Annotated in this window: 14 protein-coding genes and 1 rRNA gene; 14 read left to right on the top strand and 1 reads right to left on the bottom strand. The window is 36.3% G+C overall.

From position 1 onward, the window contains the following. Window positions 1-47: 47 nt before the first annotated feature. From rrf to rsmI, 13 genes are all read left to right on the top strand, one after another. Window positions 48-164: ribosomal RNA gene (rrf, locus tag ACTWP4_RS21930) — 5S ribosomal RNA — on the top strand. A gap of 219 nt (window positions 165-383) precedes the next feature. After that, on the top strand, window positions 384-1,139 hold the full coding sequence (locus ACTWP4_RS21925; RefSeq protein WP_443130919.1) for a class I SAM-dependent methyltransferase: 756 nt from the start codon (window positions 384-386) through the stop codon (window positions 1,137-1,139). Between the two features lie 652 nt (window positions 1,140-1,791). Continuing rightward, window positions 1,792-1,977 carry a sigma factor G inhibitor Gin gene (locus tag ACTWP4_RS21920; protein ID WP_443130918.1) on the top strand — a complete coding sequence of 62 codons (186 nt, stop codon included), beginning with the start codon at window positions 1,792-1,794 and terminating at the stop codon, window positions 1,975-1,977. 82 nt (window positions 1,978-2,059) lie between these two features. Then, on the top strand, window positions 2,060-3,496 hold the full coding sequence (locus tag ACTWP4_RS21915) for an aminotransferase class I/II-fold pyridoxal phosphate-dependent enzyme (RefSeq protein ID WP_443130917.1): 1,437 nt from the start codon (window positions 2,060-2,062) through the stop codon (window positions 3,494-3,496). 2 nt (window positions 3,497-3,498) lie between these two features. Then, a complete protein-coding gene (gene tmk / locus ACTWP4_RS21910) occupies window positions 3,499-4,119 on the top strand; it encodes a dTMP kinase (RefSeq protein WP_443130916.1) in 621 nt (206 codons plus the stop codon). 144 nt (window positions 4,120-4,263) lie between these two features. Next, window positions 4,264-4,593: a cyclic-di-AMP receptor gene (locus ACTWP4_RS21905; protein WP_443130915.1), complete on the top strand. Its 330-nt coding sequence runs from the start codon at window positions 4,264-4,266 to the stop codon at window positions 4,591-4,593. A 19-nt stretch (window positions 4,594-4,612) separates the two neighbouring features. After that, entirely contained in the window at window positions 4,613-5,053 is a 441-nt protein-coding gene (locus ACTWP4_RS21900) for a YaaR family protein (RefSeq protein ID WP_443130914.1), read from the top strand. Between the two features lie 94 nt (window positions 5,054-5,147). Beyond that, a complete protein-coding gene (gene holB, locus ACTWP4_RS21895; RefSeq protein WP_443130913.1) occupies window positions 5,148-6,131 on the top strand; it encodes a DNA polymerase III subunit delta' in 984 nt (327 codons plus the stop codon). A 12-nt stretch (window positions 6,132-6,143) separates the two neighbouring features. Next, window positions 6,144-6,971: a PSP1 domain-containing protein gene (locus ACTWP4_RS21890; RefSeq protein WP_443130912.1), complete on the top strand. Its 828-nt coding sequence runs from the start codon at window positions 6,144-6,146 to the stop codon at window positions 6,969-6,971. 14 nt (window positions 6,972-6,985) lie between these two features. Beyond that, complete coding sequence (yabA, locus tag ACTWP4_RS21885; RefSeq protein ID WP_443130911.1) at window positions 6,986-7,327, top strand: DNA replication initiation control protein YabA; 342 nt, start codon at window positions 6,986-6,988, stop codon at window positions 7,325-7,327. 473 nt (window positions 7,328-7,800) lie between these two features. Next, window positions 7,801-8,547 (top strand): tRNA1(Val) (adenine(37)-N6)-methyltransferase, encoded by a 747-nt coding sequence (locus tag ACTWP4_RS21880; protein ID WP_443130910.1) that lies wholly within the window; start codon window positions 7,801-7,803, stop codon window positions 8,545-8,547. Continuing rightward, window positions 8,531-8,836 (top strand): GIY-YIG nuclease family protein, encoded by a 306-nt coding sequence (locus ACTWP4_RS21875; protein ID WP_443130909.1) that lies wholly within the window; start codon window positions 8,531-8,533, stop codon window positions 8,834-8,836. The genes ACTWP4_RS21880 and ACTWP4_RS21875 overlap by 17 nt, the downstream gene beginning before the upstream one ends. Continuing rightward, window positions 8,808-9,674: a 16S rRNA (cytidine(1402)-2'-O)-methyltransferase gene (gene rsmI, locus ACTWP4_RS21870; RefSeq protein ID WP_443130921.1), complete on the top strand. Its 867-nt coding sequence runs from the start codon at window positions 8,808-8,810 to the stop codon at window positions 9,672-9,674. The genes ACTWP4_RS21875 and rsmI overlap by 29 nt, the downstream gene beginning before the upstream one ends. 92 nt (window positions 9,675-9,766) lie before the next feature. On the opposite strand, the gene ACTWP4_RS21865 is transcribed toward rsmI, so the two are convergent. Then, window positions 9,767-10,045, bottom strand: a complete 279-nt coding sequence (locus tag ACTWP4_RS21865) for an AbrB/MazE/SpoVT family DNA-binding domain-containing protein (RefSeq protein WP_443130908.1) — start codon at window positions 10,043-10,045, stop codon at window positions 9,767-9,769. 294 nt (window positions 10,046-10,339) lie between these two features. Between ACTWP4_RS21865 and metG the strand changes: the two genes are divergently transcribed. Next, window positions 10,340-12,292 (top strand): methionine--tRNA ligase, encoded by a 1,953-nt coding sequence (metG, locus tag ACTWP4_RS21860; protein WP_443130907.1) that lies wholly within the window; start codon window positions 10,340-10,342, stop codon window positions 12,290-12,292. Window positions 12,293-12,459: the final 167 nt, after the last annotated feature.

Genomic DNA, 12,459 nt, shown 5'->3' with positions numbered 1-12,459 from the left:
CACTCTTATCTAGTTTTTAGGGTATATCCCTTTCATAACATACAAAGTCTGGTGGCGATAGCGGAGAGGTCACACCTGTTCCCATGCCGAACACAGTAGTTAAGCTCTCCAGCGCCCATGGTAGTTGAGGCTCGCGCCCCTGCAAGAGTAGGACGTTGCCAGGCAATTGAAAAACTTCTTAGTCAATAGACTAGGGAGTTTTTTTGTTGTTATAAAAGGTTAGAGCATTTAGCTAGGTTAAATTCAAGTTAATGTAGACAACAATTCACATGATTGAAGAGGTAGAGAGACAGGGATATCTTATAAATGAGAGATTTGAAGAATATTTGATCCCCAAAATTAAAATTTAGTATATAATAGGTGAAAAGGTTTGGAGGAATTTTATGGATTTTTGGTCTTCTGCTTTGTATGATGATAGACATGGGTTTGTATCAAGTTATGGTGAAGGTGTGATGAAATTACTTTCTCCAAAGGAAGGTGAGAGGATTCTTGATGTAGGTTGCGGTACTGGAGATCTGGCAAATGAAATAGACAAAAATGGCGCAAGTATTATAGGGATAGATCGTTCAACTAATATGGTGCAAGAAGCTCAAAACAAGTATCCACACCTTACTTTTCACACAATGGATGTATATGATATGGACTTTCATAACGAATTTGATGCTGTATTTTCTAATGCTACTTTACATTGGATTACGAAACCAAAAAAAGCTTTGGAGAAGTTATATCAAAGTTTGCATTCAGATGGAAGATTTGTTGTTGAATTTGGTGGAAAAGGTAATGTACAAAATATTAGACAAGCTATTGAAAAGTCTTACCAAACATTATTTCCGAATTATGATCGTTTAGAAGAACCATGGTATTTTCCAAGTATCGGAGAGTATACAACGTTAATGGAGGAAGCTGGATTTACAGTTGGATATGCTAGATATTTTACTAGACCAACTTTATTAGATGGTGAAGCCGGACTGAAAAATTGGATCCTTATGTTTGCTGCAGGTATGTTAGCACAGTTAAATGATGATGAAAAGGAACAATTAGTAAAGCATGTTGAACAAGTATTAAAACCAACTTTGTATCGAGATCATCAATGGATTGCAGATTACTGTCGAATTCAAGTGATTGGATATAAAAAATAAAAATGTTTCACGTGAAAAAACATTAAAATTGTCGAAATTAAAAAGGAAATAATGTCTTAAATGGTGCGCAAAATAAACATAAACTGCGAAGTTATACTTTTTAGATTTGCTTTCTTTCATTCTATTATGAATGAGTGCTTGATCGCTACGGAAAAATACTTCCTTTCCAGGGGCACTGCCTTAGCTATTGGTAAAGAAAACCGTTTTACCAAGTGGATCTTCGTCGCGTGAGTCCCCCAGGAGTGTCGCATTTTTCTGCAGTTTAGAATAGTGTTCTAATAAAGTGACAGGAAATACAAAGATTACATATCCTTGGGTTCTGTTCTTTCAATAATCAAAATATTGAAATTAGCGTAGGCAGAATACGGAGACTCCTGTGGGACAGCGAGAGCTGAAGATCCACTTTGCAAAGTGGTCTGCTTTGCAAAGTTAGCTGAAGCCGAGCCCACGGAAAGCGGAGTATTCTGCCGAAGCGAGTACCAGCACTCAACTTTAGGAGAATAGAAGAGAGCCATACTAAACACAATATTTTCATTGGTTCGCAGTTTGTATATAGTACGAATAAGGATCGAGCGGGTTTATCATAAAAATTCTATTATTCTTTGTATATAATTTAATAGATTGGCCATACTAACTAATGGAGGTGTGGCATATGGGGAAAAATATTCATATTTGTGGTATATGTAATCAAACAAAGGATGACGGTATTTTTTTATATCAACTTTATATCTGTGATGAATGTGAAAGGCAAATCATTTCCACAAGTCCTAAGGATGAAAATTATCAATTTTATGTAGAAAAATTACGTGCTATCAATCAATCATTTTATACTATATAATGGAGTCACAACTAGTGATTCCATTTATTTTTTTAGGCGAAAAATATAAATAGAAAAGGAATTAAAAAAGAGAGGCCATAGAATGGATAACAAGCAAAATCAAACACCACTCTATCAAGCAATAAAAGACTTTAAAGATAACAAAAATGTATCACTTCACGTCCCAGGCCATAAAAATGGGGAAATATTTGTCTCAATGGCAAAGGAGCAATTTCAATCTTTTTTGCAAATGGATCTAACAGAATTGAATGGGTTAGATGATTTGCATGCACCAGAGGGTGTTATTCAAGAGGCACAGGATTTAGCCGCAAACTGGTTTAAATCCTACTATACCTATTTCTTAGTGAATGGCAGTACTGTAGGAAATTTAGCAATGATATTAGCAACATGTAATCCAGGCGACCAAGTACTCGTGCAGAGGAATTGTCACAAATCGATTTTGCATGGCATGGAATTAGCAGGGGTGCAACCAATATTCCTGCCTCCTTCATATAATAAAATCAACCAGAGATATACAGGACCTTCTGTAGCAACTATCAAGCAAGCTATAGATACATACCAAGAGGCAAAAGCAGTTATCCTTACTTATCCCGATTATTTCGGAGACATATATCCATTAGAGAAAATTGTTGACCTTGCTCATTCTCGTAACATAACAGTTCTGGTCGATGAAGCACATGGCTGTCATTTTTCATTACCTTACATATCAATAGCATCTGCTGTAGAGTTGGGGGCAGATATCGTGGTTCAATCCGCACATAAGATGACACCTGCACTGACAATGGCAGCTTACCTTCATGTACAAACTAGTCGAGTAGACCGGCAAAAACTCAGCTATTATTTGCAAATGCTGCAGTCGAGCAGTCCGTCGTATCCGATAATGGCAAGTTTAGACTTAGCTCGTTATTATTTAGCTACCTATACTCTAGAACAAAGTGAGGTTCTATTTACTTATATTGAAAAAATTCGAACTTGTTTTACTAATACTGATGATTGGATACTAGAAAAGAGCAATGATCCATTGAAATTATGTTTGCGAGTAAAAGAAGGTGTAAATAGTCAGTATGTAAAAGAACTATTTGAAATAGAAAAGCTTTATCCAGAATTGACAACTGATAGACATATATTGTTTATCTTAGGATTAGAACCGACGATTGATCCGGTAATTTTAACAGAAAAAATAAGGAGAATTACAGATAAATTAATTTTTTCTGCTAAGCGTGCTACAATAGAAGTTAAAAACCATTACTTTTATGAAGAAATTACACCACTAGCTTTATCATATGCAGAAATGCAACATCAAAAGCAGAAGTGGTGCTCGTGGGAAGATGCAATAGGAGAAATTGCTGCAGAGGCAATTATTCCGTATCCCCCTGGAATTCCCTTCCTTGCAAAAGGAGAAGAAATAAGAAAAACAACAGTGGAAAAAATAAAAGATCTATTCGAACAAAAAATAAACTTTCAACCAAGCAATCGAGAATTTGGTTTATATATTTATGATGTATCAGAAGGAGAATGAACGTGTTTATAACATTTGAAGGTGGCGAGGGTGCTGGTAAAACGACTATTTTAAATAGGTTGGCACAACGCTTAACAGAAGAAGGATATCAAGTAATCAATACAAGGGAGCCAGGTGGTATCCCAATTGCAGAAAGAATTCGCGATATTATTTTAGATACAAAAAATACGATGATGGATGCACGAACTGAGGCACTTTTATATGCTGCTGCAAGAAGGCAACATTTAGTGGAAAAAGTAGAACCTGCACTGATAGAAGGTAAAATTGTACTGTGTGATCGTTTTGTAGATAGCAGTCTTGCCTATCAAGGTGCAGCACGAGGACTTGGTGTGGACGAAGTGTTTCAGATTAATCAATTTGCGATTGCAGATCAAATGCCGGATCTCACCTTATTTTTTGATATAGAGCCTGAAGAAGGATTAAAACGAATTAATAAAAATGCAGAAAGGGAACAAAACAGGTTAGATTTAGAATCATTAACCTTTCATCAACAGGTATATGAAGCGTATCAACAATTACTTGTGAAATTTCCTGAACGTATAGAGAGAATTGACGCAAATTTTGGTATAATAGAAGTAGAAGAGCAAGCATATAAAAAGATTAAAGCATATTTATCACGGTGAATAATCGCCCATAAGACCCGAAGAATCAACTATAATTGAGGGTGATGTTAGCATCCTGATAACATTAGTGGGGATGAAAAGAAAAACACTACTGATGGAAGTCTCGTATTATAATAAGGTGAAATATAAAAGGAGGCGGCAATTGTGAAATTAATTATGGCAGTTGTGCAGGATAAGGATAGTAATCGTTTGGTTGATGCCCTTGGAGAAAAACAATTTAAAACGACAAAATTATCATCTACTGGTGGGTTCTTAAAGGAAGGTAATACGACACTAATGATTGGTTGCGATGATGAACATGTTGATGATGCGCTAGAAATAATTCGTGATAACTGCAGTCAACGAGAGCAATTGGTTTCACCTGTTTCTCCTATGGGTGGGAATGCGGATTCTTATATTCCACGACCAGTCAATGTAGAAGTTGGAGGAGCAACAGTATTTGTTGTTCCAGTCGATGCTTTTCATCAATTTTAAAAGGTAGGTTTCACTAGTTATGAAAATTAGTCAGGAAATGCGAACACAACTAGATGCATTGAACAAGAAAGATCAACAATCAAGGCCACCATCACAACGTTTTGATACGATGGTGAGACAGCAATCAACACAATTAAAACAAGCTGAACTGCAAAAATTAATGAGTGAATTGACAGTTCAAGGGCAAAAAATCGCCCGTTTTCGTTCTTTTAAAGATCTTGCTACGTATAAAAGAATGGTAAAGCGATTTGTCAAAGAAGCAGTTAACTATGGGATGGCATTAAAACAGTCTCACAGCTTTATGTTAGATGGTGATAACCGCAGATTAACCATTGTAGAAGAAGTTGACGAAAAACTAGTGGAATTAACAGAATCTGTTATGGATCAGGAAAAAAACTCGATACAAATCTTAGACTTAATTGGAGAAATAAAAGGGCTCCTCATTAACTTATATACGTAAGCAAAAAGAGGGTAGATTAGCTGAGGGAAACTAATCCATCCTCTTCTTTGCTTCATAATCTTTATTTAATAAAAAGAGGAAAGTAGGCAATATAATGGATACTGTATGGGCGGACATGTTAGAAAAACAATCTATTGTCGGTAAGATGGTAATGAACAGCATCAAAAAATCAAGAATATCTCACGCCTATTTATTCCATGGCGATAAGGGTACGGGAAAGTATGAGCTTGCACTCCTTTTCGCAATGAGTATCTTTTGTAAGGAACGAACAACAATCGACCCATGTCATCAATGTAGTGACTGTCGACGGATTAAAAGTGGGAATCATCCTGATTTACATATCATCATTCCTGAGGGTGCAAGTATTAAGAAAGAACAGATCTTACATTTACAAAAAGAATTTACCTATACTGGACTAGAATCAAATAAAAAAGTATATATTATTTCACAGGCGGAAAAGATGACGGATAATGCCTCGAATCGCTTGTTGAAGTTTTTAGAAGAGCCTAATCAGCAAACAACAGCAATTTTATTAACAGAGAATAGCCATGCCATTCTTTCAACGATTCGTTCCAGATGCCAAATTCTATCACTTAAACCATTAAATCCTAAGCAATTAGAAGATAGTCTACAACAAGAAGGGTTAACAGAAGCAAATGCCCGTTTAATGACGCAACTTACAAATAATTTATCAGAAGCAATTGAAAAGAGTAAGGATACTTGGTTTGCACAGTCACGAAAATTAGTGGTACAATTAGTTGAAATGCTTCAACATAATACAGACGAAGTGCCAATATTTGTGCATACGCAGTGGATGCCACATTTTAAGGAACGTACACAATTACAAGAAGGTCTCGATTTATTATTATTATGGTTTAGAGATATTGTTCATTATCATTTAGATGAACCTGAAGTGCTTGTGTTTGCTAATCACCATAATAAATTAGAAGCAGCAGCTATGTATTGGTCTTTGAACCATGCAACTGATAACTTACAATATATTATGGAGGCAAAACGGAAATTAGAACAAAATGTGCACCCACAGTTAGTATTGGAGCAATTAACACTTCAAATATAGAGGTGAATATTTGTGATAGAAGTTATAGGTGTCCGTTTTAAAAAAGCGGGTAAAATATATTATTTTGATCCAGATGATTTAAAAATCGAAACAGATGATTATGTCATCGTGGAGACGGTAAGAGGAGTAGAGTTTGGTAAGGTTGTTGTTGCGAATAAACAGGTGGATGAAGAAGATGTTGTTCTTCCCCTCAAGAAAGTGATCCGTATTGCCAATGACAAAGATAAATTGATTGTCGTGGAGAATAAGGAAATTGCAGAAGATGCTTATCAAACATGTCAGGCAAAAATAAAGGAACATGACTTGGAAATGAATTTAGTCGATGTAGAATATACCTTTGATCGAAATAAAGTCATTTTCTATTTTACAGCCGATGGCAGAGTAGATTTTCGTAATTTGGTGAAGGATCTTGCATCTGTTTTCAAAACACGTATTGAATTGCGTCAAATTGGTGTTAGAGATGAAGCTAAGCTATTAGGTGGAATCGGTCCGTGTGGTCGTATGCTTTGCTGCTCCACATTTTTAGGTGATTTCGAGCCGGTATCAATTAAGATGGCGAAAGATCAAAATCTTTCATTGAATCCATCTAAGATTTCTGGTCTTTGCGGTCGATTAATGTGCTGTTTGAAATACGAGAATGATGATTATGAAACGGCTAAAAAAGAATTACCGGATCTGGGTGAAGAAATAACGACAGCTTATGGCAAGGGAAAGGTTGTCGGGCTAAATATTCTAGAACGTCTTATTCAAATCGAAATTCCAGAAAAAGAACGAATGATTGAATATACATTAGATGAACTTATAAATGAAGGAGTTATTAATACCCAGGGCACAGAATAATGGGGTGGAAGTACTTGAAGAAAAAAGAATTATTTGAACAAGTTTCTGACATGGAGGAGCAAATTGGCCAGTTATATCAGCAATTAGGGGATCTAAAGCAGCAGTTAGCAGAAATGCTGGAGGAAAATCACCGATTAGAGATGGAAAATCATCATCTTAGACAAAGATTGGACAATGAACCTGAGAATTTAGATCACAACGAACAAGGTGATCATGAAGAAGCTGTTGGCGAAGGGTACGATAATTTAGCAAGACTTTATGAAGAAGGCTTTCATATATGTAATGTTCATTTTGGAAGCCCAAGACAAGAAGGCGACTGCCTATTCTGCCTACTCTTCCTAAACAAAACCAAATAAACCAATCAAAGGCTGGCATATAAAGTGTCAGCCTTCGTTTTAGAATAAAGCTGAAATGAATCATGAAAAATACATAAACTGCGAAGTAACTGGACATGGATTTGCTCTCTTCCGTTCAGTGCTATCATTCGCTCCGGCAAGATACTTCGCTTTCCACGGGCACGGCCTTAGCCTCCTCGACAAGCAAAGATCGCTTGTCTGCGGGGTCTTCGGCTCGCGCTATTCCCGTAGGAGTCTGCGTATCTTGCCTCCGCTTAGTGTAGAGTACTGACTTTTACAAGAGTGAACCTATGGAATTACTCCCTATGGATCTCCACTTTCATAAGATAGAAAATCTATCATAGCGCAGTATTCTGCCGGAGCGTTTCTAAGCACTCATCACTAATCAGAATGGAAAGAAGCTACACCAAGACAACTTTTCACAACTTATCAGTTTATATCAACTATGTACTTTATTTGAAGGAGATTAACAAATGCAATTAAATGAAGATGAGCGAATTGATGATCTGTTGGCAGACCAAACAATGCAAATCATTCAAAGTCCGACTAAGTTCGCTTTTTCCATCGATGCCGTACTATTGTCGGACTTTGCCACAGCACCAAAAACAAAGGGAAAAATACTTGACCTTTGCTCAGGCAATGCCGTTATCCCACTATTATTAACAAGACATTCTAAGGTCCCCATCACAGGCGTCGAAATTCAAGCACGACTTTATGACATGGCATGCCGAAGTATTAAGCTCAATGACTTAAGCGATCAAATTGACATGATCAATGGCGACTTGAAAGATATGCCTGCTTACTTCAAAAATAACAAATTTGATTTAGTGACCGTCAATCCACCATATTTTCAAACCGAAAACAAAAATCATCATAATCATAATGATTATCTAACGATCGCAAGACATGAAATATATTGTACATTAGAAGATGTGGTACAATCGTGTAGTAAACTCGTTAAGTCAGGTGGTAAAGTGGCTATGGTACATCGCCCATCACGTTTTGTCGATATTATTACGTTATTCAGGCAATATAAAATTGAACCAAAGCGAGTTCGCTTCGTCTATCCAAAAGAGGGAAAAGAAGCAAACATTTTATTAATAGAAGGGATAAGAGATGGAAATCCTGAACTTAAGCTACTTCCACCAATATTTGCTTTCGACAAAGATGGAAATTATACAAAAGAGTTAGAAGGTATATTATATGGAAGAAAAGAATAATCATTATGTCTATATTCTCAAATGTAAGGATGAAACATTATATACAGGTTATACAACAAATGTCGAACGAAGGCTAAAAATGCATGAACAAGGAAAAGGTGCCAAATATACAAGAGGACGTGCTCCCTTCCACCTTCAATATCAGCAACAATGTCAGACAAAATCAGAAGCACTGCAACTAGAAGCGAAGATTAAAAGGCTCTCAAAGGAACAGAAGGAATTATTGATAAAAGAAAAGCAGAAGGAAAGGTATGGCGTATATGCAGATACAAAAGAGCTACCAAACTAATGCAGAAAAAGGTACGTTATACGTGGTGCCGACACCAATTGGTAATTTAGAAGATATTACAATTCGTGCATTACGAATATTGGAAGAGGCTGACGCTGTATTAGCTGAAGATACTAGAAACACAGGAAAATTGCTTCATCATTTTGAGCTGAAGAAAAAAATGATCAGCTATCATGAACATAACAAAATGGCAAGACAGGACCAAATCATTGAGCTGCTTAATAATGGGGAAAATCTTGCACTAGTGAGTGATGCAGGGATGCCAGGAATCTCCGACCCAGGCTATGAAGTAGTCCAAGCTGCAATTCAAGCTGACCTATCAGTTGTTGTATTACCAGGGGCGAACGCTGCCTTATCTGCCCTGGTTGGCTCAGGTTTGCCTACCGACCACTTTTATTTCTATGGATTTCTGCCACGAAAGAAAAAAGATCGTGATCAAGCCTTACAATTATTACGATCAATTGATACAACATTTATCTTGTATGAATCACCTCATCGTATTGAGGAGACAATCAAACAATTAGCAGAAACACTTGGTGACAAAAATGTAGCGATAGCAAGGGAAATAACCAAAAGATATGAAGAATATATAAGAGGAACATTACCAGAAGTGGCAGAATGGATAACTGAACACAAGATCAAAGGCGAATGCTGTATTGTGGTTGAAGGTATCATACACAGTACAGATACGAACTGGTGGGCAGACCTTTCTTTAAAAGAACATGTCGAAAAGGTGATGGAATCAGAAGGATATTCAAGTAAAGAAGCCATCAAAGCTGTAGCAAAAGAACGCAACATTCCAAAAAGAGAAGTATATAGCGCTTACCATATGGAATAAAAAAAATAGAAGTAAAAAACCCCTTTTCATTGATTGAAAAGGGGTTTTTAAAAAGCTAAGTAAGTATATACAAAGATGTTTACTTGTAAGAATTATTTGTTTAATTTATTTTGGATTTCTTCAACTAGTGTCTGAGCACCTTCTGGGCTGAGTACTAACTTTCCATCTGCTAATGTAAAGTTGTCGTCAGAGATATCACCAGTAATATGACAAGTCATATTTGGTTTGTATTTTTGTAAGATGATACGTTCATCATCTACATAAATTTCTAACGCGTCTTTCTCTTCAATTCCTAGTGTACGACGAAGTTCGATCGGAATTACAACACGACCAAGCTCATCTACCTTTCTCACAATACCTGTTGACTTCATTATTTATTCTCCCCTTTGATAAATAAATTCGGCAAGATTCGACATCTATAGCGTTATAATACCATTAGTTGCCATTATTGTCAAACTTAATTTTTGCATTTTTTTCAAGCTTTTATAAAAAAATTGAAAAAAAACAGGTCAAAAGTTTGTAGGGAAATTTCGACAATTTTTGTTGTTTTAAAAGCTAATTAAATGGCGAAAATGTATTTATGATGGAAAAATGTTAGAAAAATCGCTACAATAAAAGCAGACTGTTTATATATAGAATTTAAAAATGTATTGAGGAGGTATAGTATGACAGAACAAAAGAAAACTTTTTATATAACGACACCGATTTATTATCCAAGTGGAAATTTACATATTGGCCATGCATATAGTACGGTTGCTGGGGATGCAATGGCGCGCTATAAGAGACTTAGAGGGTATGATGTTCGTTATTTAACAGGAACGGATGAACATGGTCAAAAAATCCAGAAAAAAGCGGACGAAGCGGGGGTTACACCTCAGGCATATGTAGATGAAATCGTAAGTGGTATTAAGGATTTATGGGAGAAGCTAGATATTTCTTATAGCGATTTCATTCGTACTACAGAAGAGCGTCACAAAAAAGTTGTCGAAAAAATCTTCGCAAAATTATTAGAGCAAGGCGATATTTATTTGGATGAATATGAAGGGAGCTATTGTACGTCTTGTGAATCCTTTTTCACAGAACGACAATTGGAAAATGGCCGTTGCCCTGATTGTGGTGGTCCAGTTGAACATGTGAAAGAAGAATCATACTTTTTCAAAATGAGTAAGTATGTCGACCGTCTGCTTGCTTTTTATGATGAAAATCCAGAGTTCATTCAGCCGGAAAGCCGTAAAAATGAAATGATCAATAATTTTATTAAACCAGGACTGGAAGATTTAGCGGTATCTCGTACAACATTTGACTGGGGAATTCAAGTTCCTGGAGATCCTAAACACGTCATCTATGTATGGATTGATGCATTAAGTAATTACATCACTGCCTTAGGGTATGGTACAGACGATGATAGTTTATATCAAAAATACTGGCCGGCTGATGTTCATTTAATGAGTAAAGAGATTGTTCGTTTCCATACGATTTATTGGCCTATTATGTTAATGGCACTTGATTTACCATTACCTAAAAAAGTATTTGCACATGGTTGGATTTTGATGAAAGATGGAAAAATGTCGAAATCTAAAGGGAATGTCGTGAACCCAATAGATTTAACAGATCGTTATGGGTTAGATGCTTTACGATATTACCTGTTACGTGAAGTACCGTTCGGTTCAGACGGTGTTTTCACACCAGAGGGATTTGTTGATCGCACGAATTATGACCTTGCTAATGATTTAGGGAATTTATTAAATCGTACAGTAGCAATGATTAATAAATATTTTGATGGTGCAATTCCTGCATTCCGTGCTTCCGAGGAATCTTTTGATGAACAATTAGAAAATTTAGCTAAAGAAACAGTATCGAATGTAGAAGATGCATTAGATGAGATGGGATTCTCTGTGGCATTAACAAACATTTGGAAATATGTAAGTCGTACAAACAAATATATTGATGAAACAGAGCCGTGGGTTTTAGCGAAAGATGAAAGCAAAAAAGATCGTTTAGGTAATGTAATGGCGCATTTAGTCGATAGTTTACGTCGAGTTGCGATTTTATTACGTCCATTCCTAACCCAAACACCAAATCGTATTTTTGAACAAATTGGAGTAAGTGATAACAAGTCACTTCATACTTGGGATAGTTTGTTAGAATTTGGGGTAATTGAAGCAGGAACGAAAGTAGTTAAGAAAGACCCAATCTTCCCGCGTTTAGATGTCGAAAAAGAAGTGCAAATTATTAAAGACATGATGACCAAACCTGAACCTGAGAAGAAAGAAGAGAAAAAAGAAGCAAAAGATGAAATCACATTTGATGATTTTATGAAATTAGATTTACGAGTGGCAGAAGTAACACATGCAGAAAAGATGAAAAAAGCTGATAAACTATTACGTATCCAACTGGACCTTGGCGACGAAAAACGTCAAGTAGTGTCAGGTATTGCGCAGTACTACACTCCTGATTCCTTAGTAGGGAAAAAAGTAATCTGTGTAACAAACTTAAAACCAGTTAAGCTACGTGGTGAGTTATCACAAGGCATGATACTATCCGGAGAAGACAAAGACGGCTCCCTTTCCCTGGCAACAGTCGATTCAGACCTGCCAAACGGATCCGTAGTAAAATAAATATACACTAAAAAGTATACACCAGCTCAGTATCTGACACTGTGTATACTTTTTGTTTAGAAAGAAATAAATGTACAAAATTAAAAAACTGCGAAGTAAGGTGACCCCCAAGTAAATCTGGGCTGAGCGCGGACATTTGTTCCGTTATTTTTGACAAAAGTGCCGTT

Origin of the sequence: Gracilibacillus sp. D59 (assembly GCF_052246695.1) — a bacterium.
GTDB lineage: Bacteria > Bacillota > Bacilli > Bacillales > Amphibacillaceae > Gracilibacillus.
This window is presented reverse-complemented; position numbering and strand designations above follow the sequence as displayed.